Origin of the sequence: Candidatus Hydrogenedens sp., from assembly GCA_035378955.1 — a bacterium.
Taxonomy (GTDB): domain Bacteria; phylum Hydrogenedentota; class Hydrogenedentia; order Hydrogenedentales; family Hydrogenedentaceae; genus Hydrogenedens.
The window spans coordinates 17,028-42,869 of record DAOSUS010000005.1 but is presented as its reverse complement, the minus strand read 5'-3'; the positions used below and the strand labels follow the sequence as shown (position 1 = coordinate 42,869).

General features: G+C 37.7%; 23 protein-coding genes. 8 read left to right on the top strand and 15 right to left on the bottom strand.

Annotated features, from left to right (window positions below):
- The first annotated feature begins 12 nt into the window (after positions 1–12).
- Complete coding sequence (locus PLA12_02115) at positions 13–510, top strand: methylated-DNA--[protein]-cysteine S-methyltransferase (protein HOQ31285.1); 498 nt, start codon at positions 13–15, stop codon at positions 508–510.
- Positions 511–978: 468 nt separating this feature from the next.
- On the opposite strand, the gene PLA12_02110 is transcribed toward PLA12_02115, so the two are convergent.
- A complete protein-coding gene (locus PLA12_02110; GenBank protein HOQ31284.1) occupies positions 979–2,526 on the bottom strand; it encodes a hypothetical protein in 1,548 nt (515 codons plus the stop codon).
- Between the two features lie 222 nt (positions 2,527–2,748).
- Between PLA12_02110 and PLA12_02105 the strand changes: the two genes are divergently transcribed.
- Complete coding sequence (locus tag PLA12_02105; protein HOQ31283.1) at positions 2,749–3,819, top strand: 3-deoxy-7-phosphoheptulonate synthase; 1,071 nt, start codon at positions 2,749–2,751, stop codon at positions 3,817–3,819.
- A gap of 18 nt (positions 3,820–3,837) precedes the next feature.
- Here PLA12_02105 and PLA12_02100 read toward each other — a convergent pair whose 3' ends face one another.
- From PLA12_02100 to PLA12_02065, 8 genes are all read right to left on the bottom strand, one after another.
- Complete coding sequence (locus PLA12_02100) at positions 3,838–4,383, bottom strand: O-acetyl-ADP-ribose deacetylase (protein ID HOQ31282.1); 546 nt, start codon at positions 4,381–4,383, stop codon at positions 3,838–3,840.
- A 40-nt stretch (positions 4,384–4,423) separates the two neighbouring features.
- On the bottom strand, positions 4,424–6,439 hold the full coding sequence (locus PLA12_02095; GenBank protein HOQ31281.1) for an alpha-L-fucosidase: 2,016 nt from the start codon (positions 6,437–6,439) through the stop codon (positions 4,424–4,426).
- Between the two features lie 54 nt (positions 6,440–6,493).
- Positions 6,494–6,769: a hypothetical protein gene (locus PLA12_02090; GenBank protein HOQ31280.1), complete on the bottom strand. Its 276-nt coding sequence runs from the start codon at positions 6,767–6,769 to the stop codon at positions 6,494–6,496.
- 11 nt (positions 6,770–6,780) lie between these two features.
- Complete coding sequence (locus PLA12_02085) at positions 6,781–7,278, bottom strand: PilZ domain-containing protein (GenBank protein ID HOQ31279.1); 498 nt, start codon at positions 7,276–7,278, stop codon at positions 6,781–6,783.
- 127 nt (positions 7,279–7,405) lie between these two features.
- Positions 7,406–8,428, bottom strand: coding sequence for a lipopolysaccharide heptosyltransferase II (waaF, locus tag PLA12_02080; protein ID HOQ31278.1), 1,023 nt, complete (start codon positions 8,426–8,428; stop codon positions 7,406–7,408).
- 47 nt (positions 8,429–8,475) lie between these two features.
- On the bottom strand, positions 8,476–9,795 hold the full coding sequence (locus tag PLA12_02075) for an MFS transporter (protein HOQ31277.1): 1,320 nt from the start codon (positions 9,793–9,795) through the stop codon (positions 8,476–8,478).
- Positions 9,796–9,876: 81 nt separating this feature from the next.
- Positions 9,877–10,821 (bottom strand): glycerophosphodiester phosphodiesterase family protein, encoded by a 945-nt coding sequence (locus PLA12_02070; GenBank protein HOQ31276.1) that lies wholly within the window; start codon positions 10,819–10,821, stop codon positions 9,877–9,879.
- A 118-nt stretch (positions 10,822–10,939) separates the two neighbouring features.
- Positions 10,940–11,344 (bottom strand): hypothetical protein, encoded by a 405-nt coding sequence (locus PLA12_02065; protein HOQ31275.1) that lies wholly within the window; start codon positions 11,342–11,344, stop codon positions 10,940–10,942.
- Between the two features lie 148 nt (positions 11,345–11,492).
- Between PLA12_02065 and PLA12_02060 the strand changes: the two genes are divergently transcribed.
- Positions 11,493–12,488 carry an aldo/keto reductase gene (locus PLA12_02060; protein HOQ31274.1) on the top strand — a complete coding sequence of 332 codons (996 nt, stop codon included), beginning with the start codon at positions 11,493–11,495 and terminating at the stop codon, positions 12,486–12,488.
- A gap of 36 nt (positions 12,489–12,524) precedes the next feature.
- On the opposite strand, the gene PLA12_02055 is transcribed toward PLA12_02060, so the two are convergent.
- The 3 genes from PLA12_02055 to PLA12_02045 all read right to left on the bottom strand — a co-directional run bounded on the left by PLA12_02055 (position 12,525) and on the right by PLA12_02045 (position 15,708).
- The gene (locus tag PLA12_02055; GenBank protein HOQ31273.1) at positions 12,525–13,496 is read right to left on the bottom strand and encodes a DUF1570 domain-containing protein; all 972 of its coding nucleotides are present in this window, start codon (positions 13,494–13,496) and stop codon (positions 12,525–12,527) included.
- Between the two features lie 125 nt (positions 13,497–13,621).
- Positions 13,622–14,959, bottom strand: coding sequence for a hypothetical protein (locus tag PLA12_02050; GenBank protein HOQ31272.1), 1,338 nt, complete (start codon positions 14,957–14,959; stop codon positions 13,622–13,624).
- Positions 14,960–14,964: 5 nt separating this feature from the next.
- Positions 14,965–15,708 (bottom strand): ThuA domain-containing protein, encoded by a 744-nt coding sequence (locus PLA12_02045; GenBank protein HOQ31271.1) that lies wholly within the window; start codon positions 15,706–15,708, stop codon positions 14,965–14,967.
- A gap of 134 nt (positions 15,709–15,842) precedes the next feature.
- Here PLA12_02045 and PLA12_02040 point away from each other — a divergent pair, with 134 nt between their 5' ends.
- From PLA12_02040 to PLA12_02020, 5 genes are all read left to right on the top strand, one after another.
- Positions 15,843–16,625 carry a hypothetical protein gene (locus tag PLA12_02040; protein HOQ31270.1) on the top strand — a complete coding sequence of 261 codons (783 nt, stop codon included), beginning with the start codon at positions 15,843–15,845 and terminating at the stop codon, positions 16,623–16,625.
- Between the two features lie 14 nt (positions 16,626–16,639).
- Positions 16,640–18,814 (top strand): glycoside hydrolase family 9 protein, encoded by a 2,175-nt coding sequence (locus tag PLA12_02035; protein HOQ31269.1) that lies wholly within the window; start codon positions 16,640–16,642, stop codon positions 18,812–18,814.
- Between the two features lie 382 nt (positions 18,815–19,196).
- On the top strand, positions 19,197–20,210 hold the full coding sequence (gene aroF, locus PLA12_02030; protein ID HOQ31268.1) for a 3-deoxy-7-phosphoheptulonate synthase: 1,014 nt from the start codon (positions 19,197–19,199) through the stop codon (positions 20,208–20,210).
- 36 nt (positions 20,211–20,246) lie between these two features.
- The gene (scpB, locus tag PLA12_02025; protein HOQ31267.1) at positions 20,247–20,882 is read left to right on the top strand and encodes an SMC-Scp complex subunit ScpB; all 636 of its coding nucleotides are present in this window, start codon (positions 20,247–20,249) and stop codon (positions 20,880–20,882) included.
- A 4-nt stretch (positions 20,883–20,886) separates the two neighbouring features.
- On the top strand, positions 20,887–21,627 hold the full coding sequence (locus tag PLA12_02020) for a pseudouridine synthase (protein ID HOQ31266.1): 741 nt from the start codon (positions 20,887–20,889) through the stop codon (positions 21,625–21,627).
- On the opposite strand, the gene PLA12_02015 is transcribed toward PLA12_02020, so the two are convergent.
- Genes PLA12_02015 through PLA12_02005 form a run of 3 tightly spaced genes read right to left on the bottom strand, consistent with a single transcriptional unit; the run spans position 21,624 to position 25,732 of the window.
- The gene (locus tag PLA12_02015) at positions 21,624–22,790 is read right to left on the bottom strand and encodes an ATP-binding protein (protein HOQ31265.1); all 1,167 of its coding nucleotides are present in this window, start codon (positions 22,788–22,790) and stop codon (positions 21,624–21,626) included. The genes PLA12_02020 and PLA12_02015 overlap by 4 nt on opposite strands.
- A gap of 24 nt (positions 22,791–22,814) precedes the next feature.
- A complete protein-coding gene (locus PLA12_02010) occupies positions 22,815–24,899 on the bottom strand; it encodes a [Fe-Fe] hydrogenase large subunit C-terminal domain-containing protein (GenBank protein ID HOQ31264.1) in 2,085 nt (694 codons plus the stop codon).
- Between the two features lie 2 nt (positions 24,900–24,901).
- Positions 24,902–25,732, bottom strand: coding sequence for an SDR family oxidoreductase (locus PLA12_02005; GenBank protein HOQ31263.1), 831 nt, complete (start codon positions 25,730–25,732; stop codon positions 24,902–24,904).
- Positions 25,733–25,842: the final 110 nt, after the last annotated feature.

Genomic DNA, 25,842 nt, shown 5'->3' with positions numbered 1-25,842 from the left:
GGAAACCAATAAGTGTCCCTAACTTCTGCTAACTTTGTTTATAAACACAACACAGGCACGATTTACGGTTATATTTCCTCGATAGGATTGCAAAAAATTCTTTTATACCAAGAAGGTTCAGCGAAACCTTATTTACTTCACGAGAGACCTAACATCCTATTAGGGCGATTATTAACAGCCCTCTTTGATAGATACTTTTCTGGAATACCTGAGTTATTTGACCAGGTTCCTCTGGATATATCAAGTGGGACAGAATTCCAGAAACGGATATGGAATGCACTTCGAGAAATTCCATGGGGGAACACATGTACTTATGCAGAATTGGCAAACCGAGCAGGATTTTTAAAAAAATATGCAAGGGCAATAGGTCAGGCTTTACGGACTAATCCTATTCCTATTATCATTCCTTGCCATCGGGTATTATGTGCAGACCACTCTTTAGGTGGCTTCTCCGCTGGATTGGAATGGAAGAAAAAACTCCTCCAAATTGAACACTATATAGAAAAATAACAACTAAAAATCAATACTAACTAATAGATTTAATTATATTAATTCTATTTTTTTCTGAAATGTCTCGATTTGCTCTTAATTTAGTGTTAAAAAAGTTTGCATTTTCAAAAATTTTATGGTAATATGTAATCAATCCATAATTATGGAGGTGGAAGGATATAAAAGCCTTTGCCCCGAGCAATCGGGGTTTTTTTATGGCAACTTTTTTATCCCATAGCCATCGATTATCCCATTTCTACTTTTATAATACCTTTTTTTAACTATATCTATTATTCTATCCCCAAAAGTATATTGTTTAATCTCATATAATTTATAATGTTCCACAATATATCTATACGATGGATACGCAATAAGATCTACCAACTGTAACCCAGATATATATGCTTGATTTTTTGCAGAAGTTTTTAACTTGTAATCAATCTCTTTTATAGAAATCAATAGTAGGAAACAAACCTCAGGAAAATAATTTCAATATAGATGAAAAGGCAACACAATATTTACATTATAGAAACGATGTTTTTTAGGTAGCGTTGCTTTCACATGTTTAGGCATCGGATAACAGAAAATAATATATTTATCTTCATAAAAGAATATATCCAGAGAATCATTGATCCATGTGATTTCTTCCTCTTTAAGGTAATCCCTCAAACAGTTTTCCAATGACTCCGGATAGACGCCATAGCATGAATGATAATATTCCAACGCTACTCGTGTAATAGTGGCATAAAAATAAGATAACTGCAAATGACGATAATAAATAATATTTTTCGTATGTTCCAGTGTAGGGATTGTATATTGAACAGGGATACCAATTCTTTGATCATAATAGATTGTCGGAGTAAATTTATATTGGTTTGCATGCTGTTCTACACTATCGAAAAAGGAAACTAATTTGCCTCGTTTATAAAAAACAGCCTCTTCCGCGTCTTCCCATGTTGCGGACTCTAAAATAGGACGATATTTTGCCACAATCCGTGACAAACCTTTATATGCTTTTCTTCTACTTAACAATGTTCCAAACTTCTCCCCTGACTTATACCAGTTTTTTATTAAACTGACTGTATTCATATCTAAATCCGTATACCTATTTTCTACCTCAAATAATTCAAACCAAATCGTTCTCCAGAAGTTTCTTGTTTCATATTTATTTTTTAATCTTATTATAAAATCTATAAGTTCTTCGTAGAAATACTCCGGAAATGGATAATAAAAAGGTAAACAATTGATTAGTTCTAATATATATTTGCTGTAAAAGAAAATATACGAAGAACCTTCATCAAGGAGTATTAAAAACTGTACATATTCTTTTATCCATTCTAATGCCAGAGCATAATCTCCTTCTTCTAAACTTATAATAGTGTTTAAATATGCAATTAACTCCCATTGTGATCTATTTTGAAGAATATCTAATAGCTCTCCTTTAGAATTATAGGGAAAGTATATAATGGGTTGCTCTCCCTGTTCTTTTACAATCTGTTGAATCTTATCCAAAAGTTTTCCCGAATAATACTTAAAATCCGTTTTCCAGTCCTTCTCCCGTTTTACACAATCCGCTGGAACCCTGTCCTTATTAGGCAAAAACAAATCCTCGTTCTTACTATAATCATCCAATTCTTTGCCTATCATCTTATTATTTGTTAAAAAATAATAACATGTCTTTAAAGAGTATTCGGAAGGGGAATTTTCTCTGTTCCATGTCTTACTATATCCATCTTCAATTAAGTCTCCTGTCTTTTTATTCAGAACATAAGTTTTCCATTCCATAGGCTTGAAGAAACTACAGAATATATCTCTTACCAATTTAATCCCTTCTTTTATGTTTGCTAAATGAGGAATATTCTCATATTTGCCCGATTTTATTTTTTTGATTACATCATTATATTCCGAACAAATAACATCAGTCACAACAAATAAACGGAGTAAAAATAGCGACGCAATAGGGGTTATAACAATCGCTATCAAAAAAATCACACTTGTCCGTAAAGACCTTAATCCTGTTTTTCTTATACGAATCATCGTTACTTTCAATTTGAAAACTGTTTTAATGAATTTATTCTACTACACCAAAATTTGAAGTGAACACACATTCTTTTTTTCTCCTCTTTTATATTATATTACTTTTTTGGAGTTAAAAAATCCCATATATCGTTTTTGTTTCATATTCAATTATAAGCAATTAGCAGTAAATTTGTTAGAATATATATAAATTCTTTGTGAAACACAAGTGGAGTGTATTTCATGGATAAGCAAATACCCCGAGCAATAGAAAATATCAATGTTTTATCGTTTACACCGTTGATTTCTCCAAGGGAAATAAAACAGTTATATCCTTTATCAGAAAATATAAAAGAGCATATAGCTCAATCCCGAGAAACCGTTAGGAATATATTAAACGGGAATGATTCTCGGTTCATGTTGATTGTAGGTCCATGTTCCATTCACAGTAAAGAGATAGCCCTGGACTACGCAAGGCGATTATTAGAGGTGCAGCAACAGGTTTCGGATGTTTGTTTCATCATTATGCGAACCTATTTCGAGAAACCTCGTACTACCTTAGGATGGAAAGGACTGATTTACGACCCTGACTTGGATAATACTCATAATATTATAAAAGGGCTTAAGCTTGCCCGTGAGATATTAACTCGTATCGCAGAAATGGGACTTCCAACAGGGACAGAATTATTGGACCCGATTGTGCCTCAATATATTTCGGATTTGGTCTGCTGGGCATCTATTGGAGCAAGAACTACAGAATCTCAAACGCATCGTGAAATGGCAAGCGGTTTTTCAATGCCCATTGGATTTAAAAATAGCACCGATGGAAATTTACAGGTTGCTATTGATGCTATGGTTTCAGCCCGTGGAAGTCATCATTTTTTAGGAATTGATGAAGATGGCATTTCTTGTGTAATTGAAACTGCCGGGAATTCGATGTCCCACATTATTCTCCGTGGAGGCAGAGGCAGACCGAACTATGACCCTGTAAGCGTCATCGAGGCTACGGAACAAATGCAAAAGGCAGGTTTACCGCCGCGGATTGTTGTAGATTGTAGTCATGCGAATTGTGGTAAGAGATATCCGTTGCAGGCTCATGTTTTGCGTGATGTAGTACAACAACGAATAGAGGGAAATCCCTTTCTTTTAGGGGCAATGCTGGAAAGTAATATTAAAGCGGGAAATCAGCCTTTCCCTCCGCCGGGGAAAGAGCCAGAATATGGTGTAAGTATAACAGACCCCTGTCTCGGTTGGGAAGAAACGGAAACACTTATCCTTGAATCTGCTGAAAAATTACGAAAACAGAAAAAGTAAATTCTGTATTTTTTCTTTTTACATTCCGCCTAAATCACAAAGGGTAGAGTTGAAAGGGAAATAGGTATCATTACCGAACATTACAAAACGGACCAGGGTAATGCCGCAATCAGGATGTTTTTCTAAAAATTCTTTTACCGTTCCAATAGCAATTTTGCTGGCTTCTTCTATGGGATACCCATAAACGCCACAACTAATTGCAGGAAAAGCAATTGTTTTCACATTATTTTCAATTGCTACCTCCAGTGAACGGATATGGCAATTTTTTAATAGTTCTGGCTCGCCATGTTTTCCATCACGATATACAGGACCTACCGTATGAATTACATATTTCGCAGGTAATCTTCCTCCTGTAGTTATTTTTGCATCGCCTGTTTCACAACCACCTAATTTTTTACATTCTTCTAAAATTGCTGGACCCCCTGCTCGATGAATGGCTCCATCTACTCCACCTCCACCTAATAGTGATTTATTCGCTGCGTTGACAATTGCGTCTGTTGTTTCTTTTGTTATATCGCCTTGAATAACCTGGATTACGCTATTTCCAACTTTGAGTTCAGCCATAGAACATCTCCTTTCAATTTATATGAAGGAACTTACAATATTATTGTAACTCAATCACTCCTATATCATAAATATGAACTTGAGGCACAACTATCTTGTATTGATTTTTCTCCTCTACAATATTAACAGGAATTTGAGCAGGTGCTATATAAGCCCTTATAGGTTTTTTATCTGAAGGAATACATGCTTTAGGGATAGTAATCATAATACCCTGAACAATTGGAACCCCTTCTACCATGTGTCGTTCGGAACTCAAATATCCTTCTACAGCACGATTAACTAAATTCAGCAGTATTTGATTTTCTCGTTGTCGAGCAGATAATTCTATATACCATGGACCTTCATGGCGGATTAATTTTTCTGTGCCCAATTCATTCATCCAGAATGCTAATATTTGACGATAAGCAGGGACAGGATGGGAATTGTAGTATTTAAAGAAAGGACCATGGATAGCAAGAACCATTCCTTCTCCCAGTTTTGTTAATGTTGCAGGAGGAAATTCCGTTTCATCTCTTCCTTGCTCTTGATTATTCATGATAGTAAAAATCCCTCTTGCCGTAGTAGGGCGGACTTTTTGATATTCGCCTGCGGTAGGGACAGCGCTCCCGCCGGGAACAGGTAACCAACCTTTTATTTTTCCTTCTACAGGTTCAACACCTAACCATTCTCCATATTTTTCTGCAAGGAAGGAACCCGAAAGGATTAGTTTTCCTCCTTTCTGGACATATTCTTTTATAACGGATATTACTGAGTCTGGAATTGCAGAACGCTCTGGCACAATAACTATGGGATATTGAGAGATAACTTTTGTTAATGTATCTTCATTCAATATATCTACAGAGTATCCTGCTTCCAGTAATATTGTTGTTGCTCCTTCTATCGGCTGAAGGACGGCTCCATATTTTTGGTATAACGGTTCATTCTCTTTATAGAATGTTGTTTCACTATGAACAACGGCTATTTGGGGAAGTGTTTTTGTCTTAAAACACCATTCTTTTCGTTCTCGACAGAATTCTCCTGTCTTTGCTAATAGGTCTGTATGCCAATCTACAAGTCGGCCGGAGCGTTTCGGATTATCATAAATAAAAACAGACCCACCCTGTGCCAAAACCTCCGAAAGTTCCTGACATAGATGAGGAACTGTTTTCATTACTTTCCCGATACTGGATGAATGGATAAAACTCCATGCCATTAAGTCCCATGGTTTGCCACGCGAAGCAAGGAAACGGGCTTCATAACATGCTTCCTGAACGCCAAAGGAAGGTGTAAAATCACCACTAAGATAGTCCACACTTACCGTAATCGCCTCGGGTTGACGCATCGTATAAAGCCAGTTACTACACACCATACAGGAGGGTTTTACTTTGTGAACAGCATCCACTACCTGCTGGACATGCTTATCAAATAAACTTCTGTGAAATGCTGTCCATTCTTCCCAGTGGGGGTCATCTTTTTTAACTGGTATCTCTTTTATTCCTGTCGTCTCTGTAAATTTTTGTTTACAGCGGTCACACCAACAAGGATAACTTGCCCAATTTTCCCCATCAATCCACATACCATCAATATCATATTCCTGAACCACTTCCAGAAGTTGCGGTATCATTAATTTTGTGTCATAATCGCTTGTCCTACAGGTATTATTGGTGTCCAATGTCCCATCTGCTTTTTTTCTCCCCCAATCGGGGTTTAGTTCAATGGCTCGTGTATCCCATACACCTGAATAGTGAATAGAAAGGGGAATGTTTAACTCTTTGGTTACATCTCTCCAAACCCGAAGTGCGTCGTTTACAATACCCGGTGAAGGCAAACCGATTTTTGTCGGATACCCTGTATAACCTGGATGTCCTTTACAGTCATACTGCACAAAATCAGGCTTCACTTTCACTAAAAATTGGCGTATCTGTCCTGCATCGACCTCCTTGCCTAATTCTGTATCATGAGCGTTAGGATGCAGGTCAAAATGGATACCCAAGAAACTATCTTCGTGCCAGTTTGGCGTTTGTGCAAAGACACAATAAGTTAGAAAAACAGATAAGAAAAAAAGAGGATACCGCATAGAGCCATACTCCTTCTGTTTATTGACAAGTTGTATATTATTTTCGGAAATTGATTAAAAAATGCGTTCGATATTGTTAGGGGAATTGGTATCTTTACTATTGGGTTTTTCATTGTTCAGTTCACGATATAGACCCATTTCTAGGTCTTCTTTACCCGATTCATATTCTTCTACCGAAACACTACCGATTACCTGAACTTTAAGTTTTGTTTCACAACAAACAAATTCAACTCCCGTTCCTTGGGGTAATAAATTGGGATATTCAAAAGATTTCCATTTCTTAGCAGGTCTACCACCGGACCACATTGTAACAACATACACTGTTCTCATAATAATAATCCCTATAAACCGATTGTTCTATCTAACTCATCTAAAAAATAATGTAAAATTTTTTGGTCATCTTCCCCCATTCTATTAAATTGAACACCTGTGGCATAACCTCCTTTTTCGGGTAGTTGTTTTGTCCATCGCACTATACCTGTTGCTTTAATATGTCTTCCGCCACTCACTTCAATATTTAAATTAACACTTTGTCCAATATCAAAGGTCTGATGGGTAAATAAAGCACATCCTTCGGCACTCAGGTCGAGCAATCTACCTTTAATTGGCAACTGTTCCACCGTCCATATATCATCTCTACCGGATTGAAAACCAATAGGTAGACCTATTCGCACATGGCATAAATGTCGTATTGTTCTGCGCCGTTTATGTCGGAGTTCACGGCTTTCGTCTGCATTTGCCATCGTTTCTAATTGTTGTATTCTATCATACAGAGCCTGATAGCGTTGAAGCAGGTCTCTGTCCGCTTGTCTTCGTATAAATTTTCTTCGTTCTTGCACTTTCGTCTCTCTACAAGTTAAATGTTATCTTTTTATTAGATTAATTTACCAAATTAAACACAAAAGAGCAAGTTTTTATTTATTGTTGTCCTGAATAATATAGAGAAAGTTCACAAACGAACTTCGTTTATACATGAGATTGTAGAATTTTATCTACATGTTCTAATACCATTTGAGTTGTAATTAACTTCATACAACGATGGTCTGTAGGGCATTCGGGTAATTGACATGGACCACACTCTACAGGAACCCGAATGACAAAACCTCGTTCCCATGGACTATTTGTATATTCTGGTTTTGTTGGTCCCATAATACATATTACAGGAACTCCAAATGCCACAGCAATATGACGCGGTCCGCTATCATTGCATACTAAAAGGTCAAGATTTTTTATTACTGCTTTCAGTCGAGAAAGGCTATGACATTTTTTAAAGGGGTCTATAACTTCTACTGAATTAGATTCCAAAAATTGTTCCCGAATATCCTGTTCATTCGGACCTGTAATAAGAATTGTTGTAGCCTTATATTTTTCACTTAATTTATGGGCAACCTGAGCAAATCGTTCTACATCCCATCGTTTGCTGGGTCCAAATGAAGCACCGGGGGCTATCCCGACAATAGGTCCCTTTATTTTCTGTTCTCCCAATTCTCTCTTCCAGTCATTTTCATCTTTCTCCGCAATAACCAATTCCAGCCCCTGACCATCCGGCAAAATTTCTATTTCTTCACATAACTTTAAATATTCATAAGTCATATATTGAATTTTTCGGTTTCCTGCTTCATCTTTCGGAAAGGGGACAGGATGAGTTAATAGGGACCGACGGGAATTGCAATCATAACCTATCCGAAGTCTTGCTCCTGATAAAAAAGATAAAAAAGCAGAACGGAAAGAATGCGGTAAAATTATTACAGCAGAATGGTGTCTATTTCTCAATTTTAAGGCACATAAAATTTGTTGAACCGAGTTATCTGGTAAAGGAATAAATTCATTAATATAATCCAAACCATGAAGAAGTTCGCAGATGGATTTTTTGGCTATCACATTTAAGGAAATATGCGGATATTGTTTTTTTATTATCCGAAATAAAGGTGTTGCCATAACTGCATCACCGACCCAATTTGGGGCAAAAATTAGAATAGATGAAAGCATATTTGAAATGTTCTTATTCCGACTTGAAATATTTTAAAATTTCATCTTTATGGATTTGCCTTATCCACAGGTTTATTATTTTTTCCATGAACACGGTATAAATACCAGGTTAAAAATGCCGTAGACATGGCAAGGGCAATGCTCATAATAAGCCCCAACATATTCGTCCTATCTATACCTATTTGCAAATTTTCCGTTTTCATAAACTTGCCTATAACCAACTCTTGAACAACGGGTCCGATACTTCCTATTCCATTAATAACCCCTGTAATAGCGACTGCATTTGCCTCACCCGCTACTGCCACCGCCGCTGCTCCAGTTAACAAACTATCCGGTCCATATAGCATAAAACCAACAATTCCAAAGCAAAAAGCAATTAAAATAGGATTTACCCCTGCATACATTACCGCAACATATCCTAAAATTGTTCCTATACTACAAACAAAGCAGACACCTGCCCAATTGCCACGAAACCATCGGTCAAGCACATAACCAGCGACAATAGTCCCAACAACACCCGTGATATCAAATATCATAGAATAATAGCTTGCCTGGTCCACAGGTAGCCCTTGAATATTCAGAAAAGAAGGAAGCCATGAGTCCAGAGCATACCGAAGAAATTTTACAGAAAAATAGGCAATACCCATAATAAAAATCAATGGATTAAACGCTACGCGTAAATATTCAGATACGGAGATATGGTCTTCCTGCGATGCTTTTATTGCCTGTCCATAGTCTTCCTCCTTATCTATAATAGGAGGTAAACCAACATCTTCAGGGCGGTCTTTCTGCCATATTAAAATCAAAGCCCAAACAAATAAAGTCAAAAGGGTCATTCCAAAAAAGGACCAACGCCATCCCATAGACGCTAAAAGGAAACCACCAACAGACTTATATATAATATTTGCAATGATATGATTTGTAGTCCATACTCCCATAATGGTACCCCGTTCATAGTTGCGAAGCCATCTTGAAATACCTCCGATACATCCTGGCCAACCGGATGCCTGTGCCAGACCATTGATAAACATAAATAAAATGAAGTTTTCAAACGAATTAGAAAAACCAAAGATAGTATTACAAACAATAGAAATGCCCAATCCACCAAGCAAAATCACACGAGGACCCCATTTTCTACCTATAAAACTATTTAAAAATTGCCCTATAGCATAAGCAATAAGAAAAGACGCCCATATATATGCCGTATCTCCCAATTCCCAGCCGAAATCCTCTGCAATCCTTGTTTTACATATTGTAAAAATTTTACGGGTCATGTAATAGCCGATATAGGCAATATATGTAGTAGTCAATATTTTCCATCGCCAGACCCGATATTCCGGACCTAAAGGTTTTATTTCAATAGCCATAAAAAACTTCCTTAATGCCTTGTTTATATCTTAAATATGTTTTTCCCTAATGTAGAAATAAATTGAAGACATTTTTATCCATTATTTTGTTTTGCCCATTTCCCGCAGAACTTTGAGGGCAACATCAGGCTTATTGGTAATAATTCCATCTACACCCCATTCTGCAAACTTTTTCATTTCTTCCACATCATCTACAGTCCATACGGCTACAGTGGCTCCATTTGCATGGAACTGGTCTATCCGTTCTTTGGTGAGGTGCTCCCGGTTAACATTCATTCCCGCTACATTCAACAATTTTCCAAATAACACATAATAATTCCACCATTCCGGATGTTCTTCCGATTCCTCACCTAAAAATTCTATCCGCAAATCAGGTGCTTCATTAATTAAGGTAAAACAAATCACAGGTGAAAAGGTTTGTAATACTACCTGTTTCTCCATCTTCATTTTACGCACGGTTTTAACCGTTTCGCGTGCTAATATAATGTTCCGCGATTGGCTACCATAAATCACATCTTCTAATTGTTTTTTCAATTCAGGGGTCATTTTATCCTTACCGGCGATATTCATCATAATTAATGGTAGAAGGGGAGTATTATTATCACTACTTTTTACTTCAATATACACACCTATTTTCCCTTTAGCCACTTTCAAAGCATCTTCTAAAGAGGGTAATGTTTCCCCTTTATATTCTGGGGAGAACCAGGACCCTGCATCCAAATCTTTTATTTCTTTCCATTTCTTCTCGGTTACTTTCCCTTCTACACCTGTTACTCTTTTTAATTCATCATCGTGTATCACAACCAACTTATTATCTGCTGTAAGATGAACATCCAATTCAAACCAGTTTGCTTTTAATTCTATCGCTTTTTTAAAAGATGCTAGTGTATTCTCTGGCGCATAGGCACTGGCTCCACGATGAGCAATAACATCAATACAACCTTCGGGAGCCCCTGGAACAAATCCTGTAGCACATCCGAAACATAACATCGGGGTAATAAGTATCCAATACCTCATTTCAAACATAAAAAACTCCTTTCCTATAAAAAATATGTTTTATAATAGAAAAATAACATTGAGCAAAAAAAACACCTACATACCTATTAATATACTAAATTGTGTGATTTTATACAAAATAAGGTTTTTATATATTTACGGGTGTGGAAAGGAATCGGAGGAATAATCCCAAAAGAGTTATAATGAACCCTAATCCGGAACAAATTACCCCTCCCCAATAGGCACCTACAGCTACCTGTCCTGTGCCTAATAGAAAATCAAAAATGACACAAATCAAACCCAAAATGACAAGAAATACACCTGTAAAAACAAAATCTATCGGGTATCGCTCTGTAATTTCTTTATTTTCATCCTCAAAAAGTTCCCGTATCTGGGGGACTTCTTCAATCAATTCGGGAGAATTTTCAAGTCGTTCTAACAGAGCCAATCGAACGCGGTAATTAATCCACACGCGACTAATGGCTCGTAAAGCCAGATAAAAGGATGTTACAACTACAAAAAGTAACGGTAAACTCATCAGAATATCTCGCACTCTTTTTTCTCCTTTATGACAATTTTTTTAAGAAAAGAGTTTCACACTACATCATACTTATTTTATCCTTCCTGATACAAAAATGTTTTATAATCTTTTATTCAATTCGTTAAAATAATTAAAACGAAACAATGAAAGGAACTTAATTATGCAATACAGAACTTTAGGAACAACGAATATAAAATTACCCGTAGTCTCTTTTGGTGCATGGGCAATTGGTGGATGGCTCTGGGGTGGGACGGATGATGAAGAGGCAAAACGGGCTATCCAGAAAGGTATTGACCTCGGTGTAACCTGTATAGATACGGCACCTGTTTATGGTTTTGGACATAGTGAAATGATTGTAGGAGAAGCCATACAAGGACGAAGAGATAAGGTTATTATAGCTACCAAATGTGGTTTGCGATGGGACACAGAGCAAGGGGAATTTTTCTTTGATACCGTAGACCGTAATGGAGAACCCCTGAAAGTTTACAAAAACCTTCGTCCTGAATCTATACGGAAAGAATGTGAAAACAGTCTTCGTAGGTTAAAAGTAGATGTAATTGATTTATATCAATGCCATTGGCCTGACAAAACAACACCGTTAGATTATACAATGGAAGCCTTACTCTCCTTACAAAAAGAAGGGAAAATACGACACATCGGGGTTAGCAATTTTACTGTGGAAATGATGAGAACTTGTCTTAAAAAAGGAAAATTTGAAAGTAATCAGCCCAAATATAACGCATTAGAACGCGAAATTGAGGCAGAGATACTTCCTTTCTGTCGTGAAAATAACATTTCTGTTCTTGCATACAGTCCGATTGCTCAGGGACTGCTCACGGGAAAGGTTACATTAGATAGGGAATTTCCACATGGGGATTTGCGTCGAGATAAAACGATGTTTTCCCCTGTAAATCGCCGTCGTGTTCTAAATATGTTGGAAAGAGTAAAACCGATTGCGGAAAAGTATGAAATTACTCTGAGGCAACTCTTTATTGCATGGACTTTTCATCAACCAGGAATTACCACTGCGTTGGTAGGTGCAAGAGACGAATTGCAGATAGAGGAAAACGCAAAGGCGGGTTCTGTCATTTTAGATGAAAAAGATATTCACGCTATTCGCACGGCTCTTGAAGAAATGGAACCTTTGCAACTTTAATATTAAACAAGTTAGACGAAGCAGATAAATAGGACATCAGTCATCGTCATCTTTCATTTCCCAATCGTAGGGTTCTTGGGTAAGATGTTCCCAGGGGATTGTTCTTATTCCTAATCGTTCATCTTCCTCTTCCTCCTCTTCCCATACCTTCATCTTTTTACGATTTCTTCGCCATATCCATAGAAACACGAAAATAGCCAATATGGCTATGGGTGTAAAAATCGAACCTGTGGCTAAGGCTCCCATTAAAGTAACTACCCATAGAGACCTTCGATAACCATACCAAAACTCATCAAGACTTATTCCTCCTATCTCTTTCAACGACTGGACAAATCGTTTGTCTTTACAACCTCGGACCACATTCCAAAACTTTTCCTCTCCTAATTTTTTGTAAAGATACTGAAGCATTGAAAGAGACTGAATATAGGCACTGCTGGTAGTATCGGGTGATGTCGTCAACATTAATTCGCGGTCTAAATCTTTATAATCAATGAGACGATTTGTCAGTACAATATGAGACATACGAATTCCAGTACTCCAATGATATTCGTTTGCAAGGAACATGGCAAGCCCTTCATTGAACCATAGGGGAATGCGTTCTTCTAATCCTGCACGATTTATAAACACATGCACCAATTCATGTCGTATAGTTCCCACAAAATCTTCTCCCCAACTTCTCAAACGAGAAGATTTAACAACGATTATCCCTGACCCCGGTCTGGCAATACCTCCATAAAGGAAAGAAGAACGACCCGACGCCATTTTAGAAAAATCCTCCGGTGAGCGAACAATCCAAATTTGGACGGGGTTATTATTGGAAATTGGGAAATATTGGGTTAATTCAAGCCAGGAGTTTTCAACGACTTCCTGCACTTTTTCCGCTTCAGTCCTGTCTGCATCCATATAATAAATAATCGCATATTTACCTTCTAATTGCTGAAAAGCATTCTGATTATCAGAAAAATCTCCGGAGCAAATCCATAAAGTAAGAAGATAAAAAACAAGCATTTATTTTGTCCTATGAATTTAACATCAGGTATTTCGTTAATAAACATTATATTCTTTTGAAGAATATATATCGTATGTAGTAAACGAGTGAAACAAACTATTAGAAACACCTGATAAAAGAAAATTTATCTGTCTTTATCAATAAAGCCGTAATATCTTCCGAGCCAATATCCTAAAAGATAGTCATGTCCATTGTATTCGGCAAGAAAATCATTCATCGGGTTCCCGAGAGAAAGGTATGGGTCTTGAACCCATGTTGACCATGTGTTCATCCGTCTATCAATAGGTATCGGTTTCCCTTCTTCTGGCTCTGGACTTTGGACATCCCAAATCAATCGGATGCCATATCGTTGTTCATATTTCGCAATAGTATCTTTATTCCATTTAATAGAAAAAGGGAACCACTCAAGCGTTTTTATGGCATTTTCAATTTCAGAGGTATCCTTCAAATACTTTGCCGTTAAGAATGAATATAGCGGATTTGCCTCAGGTTTTAATCCTGGAAAAGGTGGAGAACCTTCCCAGGCATGTTTTAAGGACTTAATGTAATATTTCCGTATTTTAGGGTCTTGTTCCAATCGTAGGAGAGGTTCTATTCCTAAGAAGAAAAGGACATCATCGGAATGGTTAACAAAACCTTTTCGTGTTGGGTCAAGATTTCTCCTCGCCTGGATAGCTCGTTCTGCATATTTCATTTCTATAGCATATTTTTTATAAAGTTCAGCATATTTATTATCATTGGAGACCTGGTATGCAATTTTTAAGGCTTGTAGCCATAGCAAAGCATTTAACGATTCTATCACTGTATATTGGGGGAAATACTTACCCCAGGTCGTTGGCTTATCGTCTGCATCAATAATTCTTAAGTCGTTCCTCAATATATGGTCTACAATTGCCGTTACATCTCTGGCTATCTCTTTTCTTACAGTTTCATCGCTAATCGTCTCGTATGCCCACGAAAATCCGAACAAAACTCCATCTACCTGGTCGCTGCTTACATCGCCCCGCCACTTATATTTACCATCAGGAGTAGGTCTCCAAATACCATTATCCTGCCACGGAGAATCAATAGGAATAACAGCACGGGCAAGTAAACCATCTATACCACTGGCACGACACAGAAAATTCAGGGCTTTAACGGATTGAATTAATTTTGTCTTATCCTTGTCCTCTTTTGTTATGGAATACTTCATGGATAAGGTACCCACATAAATACCTGTCATATAGGCATTGTCCGGCATGTTATAAGTTAGTCCTCTGTCCTTTCGTGGAAGAATCAACTTACAAAGAGCCTGTCCATCCAGTAAAAACCGCTCTTCCATATCTTGTTGGAAAATTTCTGCTTTTTTCCACAAGGGAGGTAAGTCTGATGAATTAGAGGAATCCCCATACATAGGAGAAAACATACAGGTGATGGTTATACATAACGATATAACCATCCAATAGCATCTTCTTTTATTCATAATGTTTATCCTATTTTTTCAATGGGTGGGTCAAAATTTCCACGAAATACACCATTCACAGGTTTTGTCGGGGCACACCATAAGACCCCGTTATAGATAACTTTTAAGATATGTTCATTATAGTAAATTGGCAGAGTTTCATGTCCAGGACTGAAATAAAATACTTTTCCCAATCCTCGATGCCAGCAGCAACCACTACGGAAAACTTCTCCCCCTTGATACCAACTAACAAAAACCAATTGGTCGGGCTGAGGTATATCAAAATGTTCTCCATACATTTCTGAGCGTTCTAATTCAATATACTCAGGGATACCATTTGCTATAGGATGTGCCGGGTCAACTACCCAAACGCGTTCCCGTTCCCCTTCGCCTTGCCACTCACGCCATTTCAGCATACAACCTGTGCCCATAAGACGACGAAATGGCTTTGACATGTGCCCTGAATGCAAGACAACCAAGCCCATCCCGTTCAAAACACGGTTCTGCACTTTTTCTGCATTCTCTTCGGATACTTTATCATGAGCCAGATGTCCCCACCATGTCATCACATCCGTATTTTCTAAAATTTCATCGGATAGTCCCTGGTCTGGGTCATCTAACTGCACAGAACGAACAGAGGCAATACCCGGTTGTTTCTCCAAATATTGAGCAATTTGCCCACCAATAGAATGCGGATACACCTTTTGCACCTTTTCACTAATTTTCTCATGAACACCTTCATTCCAAACTGTAATACGCAAACCTGACATAAACAAACCCTTTCATTGTTTTAAATATATCTTCATTAACTTTTGTTATTTATACTCGTTTACAAGATATGTTTTATAATTTATACTACTACCTATTCCCGTTTCAAAAACAATTGTAAAAAGGAGATGTTTTTATGTTGCAAGTGGTGCTAACTGTATCGGCATGTAAACGGCTTATAGCAAAAGGGATAGTTCGACATCCTGAAATACAAAGAGCCATAAATGCTCATACGATAGTGATTGTTGCAGGGACAACGAATGGATATATCGCTGAGGAAATATTGAAATATTTAGGATACGAAGACCCTTTTCCAAAAAACCGTTTTTTTAGAGGTATAACATTACCTCCGTTTTATCCACTAACAGATATGGGAAGGCTTCCTGATGAATCTACTTTTCCCGGAGATGTAGTAATTGTCAAAGGGAATTGGGAACGAGGTAAAAATCTTTTCGATGTAGCCCAACAATTAGCACAATCCGATGTTATTCTAAAAGGGGCAAATGCACTGGATATGAATAATCGGCGTGCCGGAATTTTTGTGGCACATCCACAAGGTGGAACAATCGGTGTTACAATACCGGCCGTAATAGGTCGTCGTGTAAAACTTATTATTCCTGTGGGACTTGAAAAACGAATTTCTGGAAATCTTGATACAATTGCATTAAAAATAAACTCTGCTCATGGAAATGGTCCTCGATTTTTTCCTGTTCCGGGTGAGGTTTTCACAGAAATAGATGCCATAAAAATCCTCACAGGTGCAGATGTAGAGTTAATAGGTGGAGGTGGAGTTAATGGGGCAGAAGGGGCTTTATGGTTTGCCATTAGCGGAACAGAGGAACAAGAATATCACGCAAATGAACTCGTTCAGGAAATACAAAACGAACCTCCCTTCCAAATAATAAAATTAAATAGTTAAGATAGGACGGATATATGAAAAAACTTTTTTTTAATAATTATTTGTTCCTTTTACTATTTGTAACAGGGATTGTATTATTCTGTCTTTATCCTTCTTTTAGTGAAGATACTTCATCCTCTACCTCTAATGAGGATGATTTTATTTGGGAAACAATTCCTCTGATTTATAATGGGGGTTTTGAACTTTCTGAAAAGGATTCGGATGTGGTATCCATATTAAATAACTGGAAATTTTCTTCCGAAAACACAGAAAACAAAATTTCTCTTGATAATACAACCTATCTTTCAGGGAAAAGTTCTCTTCGGGTTAAGGGAAAAGAAGTGCTAAATATCCATACAGAAGATATTCCCATTCCCCCGGGTATGGTATCGGTTACAGGAAGCATTTTTTATAAAGGGACATTTCCTTCAAAAGTCATTATAGAATGGTTAAAAGGCGATGAAACGATAGATAAAAAAGAGTTGCGATTGATAGAAAATGCGGCTTCGGAATGGAAACGATTTATGTTATCTGAGACATCTGTCCCTTCAGGTGCGGTTGCTATACGACTTCAATTAATTACTGAATTTAATCCTACGGGGACTGTTTGGTGGGATGAAGCAAATTTCACAGGAGTTATTGAACAGCCCAAAACCGTTGATATTTTTGTAAATCAGGTAGGTTACGATTTGCTCTATCCTAAAACATGTATTCTTGCAACAAATTTTAAGCCTGAAAAAATAACTTCTTACCTTTTAGGTGAATCTGACCTTGAGGTGCGAGAAATATATTTTGGAGAACCGTCACGGATTATCGGAGCAAATAAATCAGACTGGGGGAAATGGTTCTATCGTGCAGATTTTTCGGATTATAACGAGGAGGGGAATTATCGGATTATGGTTAATATTGGAGAAAAGCGATATTACAGTCCTTATTTTTTAATAGGCAAGGATATTCTCTGGGAAAAAACCATTCCTAAGGTATTGGATGGGATTCGATTACATCGTTGTGGCACAAAAATAGAAGGTATTCACGAACCCTGTCATATAGATGATTCTTTTGAAGGTATTTCACTAAAAGGAGGATGGCATGATGGAGAAACATATAGCAAAACAAAATCAGCCCTTTGTTTGAACCTACTTGCCGAGAGTTATAACATTTGCATGTGGCGTTTATTAAAAGATAAAGACCTGATTTCAAAAATGCAGGAAGAAATAGATTGGGGTGCTGAATATATTGCCAACCGTATCAAGGAAGATGGAACACTTTTGGGCAATATTATTTCAAAACCTGAAAGTACTGTAAAAAAACCTGAAGAAGAAACGGACAATCAACCGAACACAGCCAATGAGAGACCTATCGAACAATCCCTTACAGATGAAGAGGTTGTTTTTGCGGCTATGGGAAATGTTTCCTATTTATCATCAAAGACAAAGATGGAAAGCCCTTATATCAGCAAAACGGAAAAATTAACCCAGTCTGCATTAGCCCAGGGGAAGAAAAATGCTGGACTATTCTCTGCTCTTGTTTACCTGGCAGAAATCAAAAATACAGGGAATTATATATCTACCCTACAAACATACATGCCTGAAAATATTCTTAATATATCTGAAGCCATTCCAAGATATGACGCTTTTACATATGAAACTAAAACTTATGAATTGGTTCAAACTTTAAAAAACACCCTTCAACTTTATTCGGAACAAGCAAATCAGAATCCTTTCGGAATCTGCCCTATGAGATGGAAATCCGAAATGGATTTCTTCGGTATAACAACCCAAAAAGATGAAGACAAAATGGGGAATAATTTATATCTACTCCAAATAGCACAATTAGCAGGGAAAGCATTCCGTTTTATTCCCGAAGATACAGCAAAAAAATTATTTTTTGACCATATAAACTGGATATTAGGTGTAAATCCTTTTGGGATTTGTTTTATTGAAGGATTAGGGACGAAAAATCTACCTGTTTATGCTCATCCTTATATTAAATCGGGTGTAGATTCGAGAAAATTAGTGGGTGTAATTCCTTTCGGAATTCGTGCTACTTCCCAAAATTCGGATACACCTTACCTTGATTTATCGCCATCGAACTCAGATATAAATTCTGCCGGGATTTCCATTGAAACTATGGCTCTTTATATTAATGCTCTTTCTCATTTCTATCGTGTTCGCGTTCATGCTGAAACACCTACCCATCCCGAATCATAATTTAATAAGGAGGAACGCAAAATCAGGATAAAAATACGCACAAACAAACAATTAAAAATATCTTCTTATAAAGGAAAAAGGACAATCCTATTATTCATAAACGAATGCATAATTTTAATCTTTTGTTAACGCATCCTTCGGTTAGCCTCATATATCCTATTTCTCTCCTCTATCTTATGCAACAAATGGAAATAGTAATGCTATTTTCGTTCTGAAAACCAATACTTATAATTAAAATGAAAAAATCTTAAAACATGCTTTATAAAATCGGATATTGAAGATTAAGCCTTAAAAAAGGTATTATATAATCTCAAATTTGGACAGGAATACAGACCTTTTAAATATATTTGAATAATAGAAACAAGTTGGAAGGAAGCAAATTATGATTATAGTAATGGCAAGTAGAAAACCCGAAGATGTGGCTTATGTTGTAAACCGTGTTGAAGAATTAGGGCTGAAACCTCATGTCCTTGAAGGTGTTGAAAAAACAGTTATAGCAGTAATTGGTGATGAACGGATTTTACAAGGAGTATTAGCTTTAGAGGCACTACCCCATGTAGAAAAGGTAATGCCTGTTTTAAAACCTTATAAGTTAGCCAGTCGGGAAGTAAAAAAAGAAGATACCGTTATACAAGTAGGTAAAGCCCGAATAGGACCAAAATCTTTTTGTATTATGGCAGGACCCTGCGCCGTAGAATCCCGTGAACAAATCTTGCAGACTGCGGAATTTGTAAAAAAGTGTGGAGCTCACATTCTCCGAGGGGGTGCTTATAAACCTCGCACATCGCCGTATAGTTTTCAGGGTATGGAGCTGGAAGGTTTGCGTTTACTTAAAGAGGCTTCCGAAAAGTATGACCTACCTATAGTTACAGAAGCCATGACCGTAGAACAAGTTCCCGTAGTTGCAGATTTCGCAGATATTATCCAGATAGGTGCTCGCAATATGCAGAATTACGGACTTCTTAGGGCGGTAGGCAAATTAAATAAGCCTATACTATTAAAACGCGGGATGATGTCCACAATTAACGAATGGCTTATGTCTGCGGAATATATCATCGCTGAAGGGAACCCAAATGTAATTATGTGTGAACGCGGAATCAGAACCTTTGAAACCGAAACACGAAACACACTTGATATTCAGGCCGTTCCTATAGTAAAAAAATACTCCCATTTGCCCGTTGTTGTTGACCCAAGCCATGCAAGTGGGCGATGGGATTTAGTAATTCCTATGTCAAAAGCGGCCATTGCCGCAGGAGCAGATGGTATTATTGTAGAAGTACATCCCAATCCTGCAGAAGCATTATCCGATGGTGCTCAATCATTAAAACTGGAAACATTTGAGCAATTGATGAACGAAATTAAACCGCTTGTGGGCATTGTAAACAGGACTCTATAACACAAACCTCTGAAATTAAGGATAGAAAAAAATAACATGGACATGGAAGTAAGGGCTGATAATACCCCTTCGGAGAATAATATTTCTGCTGTAAATACTTCTTCCGAAGAGGAAATGAGTGAAGAAGAAGTTCTCCTCTTTTCTCTTGACCGAGACCAGACCAAACAAGCCATGCATGCATTACTTTTTGTTAGTGATAAGCCGTTAAGTGCTAATCGTATTGCGGAAATACTCGGGGATATAGACTCAGAAATTGTGAAATCATTGCTGGAAGAACTCAAAACGGAGATAAACAATAACAGCTTGCCTTATATTTTGAAAGAAATTGCTGGTGGTTACCAATTGCTTGTGCGTCCGTTATTTGCCCCATTTATCCGCAAGTTTTTGCAAATTAAAAAGACACGGCGAATGTCTCCCTCTTTACTTGAAACATTAGCCATTATTGCCTACAAACAGCCCATTACACGCGTTGAAGTTGAGGCTATTCGTGGGGTATCTGTTGCACATGCATTTGAACAACTTCAGGAACGCAATCTCATACGCGTTTGTGGTATATCCGAACTCCCTGGTAGACCCAAACTATACAGAACCACTGATGAATTTTTGAGCATGTTCGGGCTAAATAGTTTGCAGGATTTACCTAATGTTGAAGAATTAAAGGAGTTCAGGTAGTCCCTTGGTTAGATTACAGAAATATCTTGCAGAATGTGGTATTGGTTCACGACGAGCAATAGAGCGTTTTATTCAGGAAGGGAAAATTTCCGTAAACGGCATACCCGCTTGTTTAGGACAAAAAATTAACCCCGAAACAGATAAGATTTTTTTAGACAACAAACCTATTTCCTTGAAAATCCCCGAAAAAGTATATATCTTGCTTAATAAACCCAAGGGATATGTTACTACAGCCCGTGATGAATTTGGAAGACCCACTGTTATTGACCTCATCAGAAATTTGAAGACAAGAGTATTTCCTGTTGGGAGGTTAGATTTAGATGTTGAAGGTGCTTTACTCCTGACAAACGATGGAGAATTGGCAAATAAATTGTTACATCCCAGCAATGAAATCCCCAAAACTTATATTGCGGTCGTAAAAGGTTTTATAACAACCCTTGCTATTAAGAAATTAGAAAAAGGGGTTATGCTTGAAGATGGGAAAACCCGTCCTGCCCAAGTAAAGGTTTTACAGCAAAACTTAAAATCTTCCACGCTTCAAATCACCATTCATGAGGGAAGAAAACGAGAAGTAAAAAGGATGTTTGATGCAGTGGGCTTTCCTCTTACCTCTTTGAAAAGAATCTCTTTTGCAGGTATAAATCTTGGTAATTTACATACAGGGGAATGGCGGTATTTAACCCCTGCGGAAATTGCTTATATCAGGAATTTGGTTCAAAAACAAAGAAATAAAGAGAATCTTTAACTTGCAGGAGCAGGCGTTTTCTCTACTGGCTCTTCATAATCTTGCAATTCGACAGTAAAAGTGCTTCCTTCATCAGGAGCACTTCGGACAGATACATCTCCCCCATAAATTTGGGCTAATTTCTTCACCGTAGACAAACCCAGCCCACTCCCTAAAATAGACTCTGTCTTTTTATTTCGGATACGAACAAAATCTTGAAAAAGACGGGCACATTCTTCAGTCGTCATTCCAATACCCGTATCTTTCACCTGCAATTTAATTTTGTCTCCTTCTTTGGATAAAAACACATCAACTTTACCGTTATCTTTGTTATACTTCACTGCATTGGACACTAAATTATTTAATATAATCTCCATTTCATTTCGGTCTGCTTTAATCATAACTGGTTCATTCACATGAAGGGTCATCGTAATGTTCCGTTTTTGGGCTTCTACCAGAGATGTTTCTATAGCCAGTTGCGCGATGTCTTTCAAATTGACTTCTTCGATATTTCTCACCTTTTGCCCGGATTCGATACGCGTTAAATCTAACAAGTCGTTAATCATTTTCCGCATATATTCATTGCGAATAAGACAACGTTCTACAAGGTCCTGACAAAGTTGTGGATTATCTGCAATGTTCATATCTTTCAAAATTCTTAAATAACCATCAACAGCATTTATAGGGGCCTTAAGTTCATGTGCCAGCAATGATATAAATTCAAAACGAATTCGTTTCTTCTCATTGGCTAATTCACGTGCTTTGCGTTCTACGATTAATTGTTTCACCACCTTGTAAATAGTGTTTTTAAGGTCGGTAGGTGTAAAGGGTTTGGGAAGGAAATCATAAGCCCCATGTTTTGTAGCTTTAACCGCAGTCTCAATAGAAGCATACGCAGTTATTACCACAGTATATGTTTCTAATAATTTCATAGCAACAATCTTTTCCAATGCTTCAAGTCCACTCATTCCGGGTAGCTTGTTATCTAATAATAAAATATGAGGGGGCTTTGTTTTAATCTTTTCAATGGCTTCTTCCGCTGTTTCTACAACTTCCACCTCAAATAATGTTTTTGTTTCTACCTCAGGCATTTCGATGGAATAGTTTTGTAAGACACGGGAAACACCAATACGAATACCCGGCTCATCATCAACAACCAGCACGCGAAAAATTTCTTCCTTCATACACTACTTCCTCACTTAATTTGTTTACGAAGATTTCGGCATATTTTCTATCATTTCTGCTTCGTGAAACCATTCTTTAATGTCTACTTCTTTAATCCCGTTGATAGGGTTTACATTTCGGGGTAAAGAAATATAGAAACGGGTTCCTGTAGGTCCATCTTTAGGATTATCATTGGACTCAACAGTGATTTGTCCGCGATGCATTTTTATAATCCCATAAGTAATAGCAAGCCCCATTCCGGTCCCTTTTCCCATCTCTTTTGTAGTAAAGAACGGCTCAAATATTTTAGATAGGTTTTCCTTAGGGATACCTGTACCTGTATCTTCAACAGTTATATAAATTTCATCTGAGGCATCTTCAGTAATTAAAGTTAAAGTTCCTCCATTGGGCATTGCTTGTATAGCATTGGTCATTAGATTTGTAAGCACCTGGGTAATCTGTTCTTTATCCAATTCTGCAATGGGGTTCCGCATATGGTTTGCTATCTTTAACTGAATATTCGATGGAATAATAACCAATTTACATGCATGTTCTAACAACTTAGGTATGTTCGTTGTCTCCATCGAAATCTTGTTCTGTCGTGCAAAGTGAAGTAATCCGGATACAATCCGCTTACAACGGTCTGCCTGAGTCGCAATCATTTTTAAATCCTCTTTCAAGGATTCCTCTGTGCCGTATTCATCTAAAAGAAGGTGTGCATACATAAGCACAACACCCAACGGGTTATTCAATTCATGAGCAATTCCTGCTGCAAGTTGCCCGATACTTGCCAGTTTTTCTGCTTGCATGAGGGTTTCCTGAGTTTTTTCCAGTTTTTCATTGGATTCTGCCAGATTCTGGATAGTTTCCCTTAATCGTTGAATAGTGAAAGGCAAACACATTTCTGTTTGTGCTAATCCGTGATATATTGCAATCGCATGTTCCAAGCAAGTATCGTAACCACACGCCCCACAATTCAATTCATCTTCAGGTTTGAATTTTCCTAAAGAATGCATAATCTCTTCGATTTGTAAAGAGGTAGGTTCTGGTGTTTGCTGTTCATAAGGGATATACTGACGAGACATATTGATTTGTGCCAACAAAGCCATTTGTTGACGCCATAATTGCCAATCAATATGTTTGAGTTTATCGCGAACATACTGACTTACATAGGTTCGTCTTCGATACAGTGTCGCTTTTTGGGAATAACCGGGACCCATAATACAGCCTTCACAGGCTAATATTTCCAGAAGATTCGGACGGCATTGTCCTTCATCAAACTCCCGTATGGCTTCTACGAAATCAGACCTACCTTCTGCGACAATAACATTATCCGTTGTTAAATCCTCCGGGATTGAAGCAGATTGTATTAAGCCACGACTTATAGGGAATAGACTTCCCGGACCGGCAATAGGCGGGTCAAAGTTTTGTTCTGCATCTACCTGCTTCCATTCCGGAAAATGTATTTCTAAAAGTTGTCTCATTTCCGAAAAAGTTAGCACCTCTGTTACTTCATCGTTTAATGCTTCGGATTGGGCTTCCCCTTTTTTGGCAATGCATGGACCAATAAACACTATAGATAGTTTCTTGCCATACATGCGTCGGACTGCTCTTGCCGCAGCTACCATTGGTGAGACTATTGGAGCCATAAATGGAATTAGTTGAGGGAAATATCGTTCAATATAAGCAACAACAGCAGGGCAGGTCGTAGCAATATAAGAACGCGATGGATTTTCTGTTAGTAATTGACGATAGGCTCTTGAAACGAGGTCTGCTCCGGCTCCTACTTCTACTACATACGAGAAACCAAATCGCTTCAAGATAGCACATAGTTTTCGAGGAGGAAATTCTGTAAATTCCGCTGGAAAACTTGGTGCTAATAATGCGACACAAGGTTCACTTCTCTTTAAAAGATTTAAAACACTCTCAATTGGACTGTATATCTCTTTTGCGCGTTGACTGCAAACCTTAACACAATTTCCACAACCAATACATCGTTCCCGTATGACTTCTGCCTGCCCATGAACTACACGGATAGCCTTAGCAGGGCATTCCCGAACGCAGGTATAGCAAATCCTACATCGTTCGGGAATGGTGCGAACCAGTTGTATGTCATCACGGGGTTTCATTATTAAACTTGCAATCCTCCAGTAACTTCGAGACAAATACCTGTTATATATGAAGATAATGGTGAAGCAAGGAAAACAATGGCTCCTGCTGCTTCATCAGGTGTTCCGGGTCTTCCTAAAGGTATAAGCATGGTTATCATTCCCTTCATGTGCGAGGGAATACCCAATTGCACTTTCTCACCTTCTACCTCTATTTGTTCTCCACTTTCCTGGTCTTGTGTCAACCGCGTTTCAATAAAACCAAACGCCACCGCATTACAACGAATACCAAACGGTCCCCATTCTTTAGCCACAGTTTTTGTTAAACCTACAATACCACTTTTAGCAGTACTATAGTTGGCTTGTCCCGTATTCCCATGCAAACCGGAAAGAGAGGAAACATTAACAATACTTCTTGGTTCTGGTGTTTTGCCCTCTGCTTTTTCTTGCTTGGCTACTTCACGCATATAAGGAGATGCCGCTCGGATAATTCGGAAAGGAGCAACATTATGTATTTCTAACATCGCCATGTATTGTTTATCACTCATTTTATGTATCATACCATCCCAGGTATAACCAGCATTGTTCACAATTACATTGACCTTACCAAAAGTTTCTACGGTCTTTTTCATTAACATATCCGGATATTGTGGGTCGGTTACATCCCCGGGAATAGATAATACTTTATACCCTGCATTTTTCAGTTCGCTTGCCGCATTATCTGCACAGTTTGCATCGTAATCGTTAATCACTACACTGGCTCCATATTGAGCGAATAATTTAGCGGTTGAGAAACCAATTCCTCTTCCGGCACCTGTAACAATCACTACCTGATTACTGAACCACTGTTCCATAACAAACTCCTTTCAAACTTATGGTTTTATACTTAATATACATATATTTTATCATGAAACTTAGTTTAAGGTTTTTTTGTCAATATAATCAAAAAACAAGGTTTTGTTTT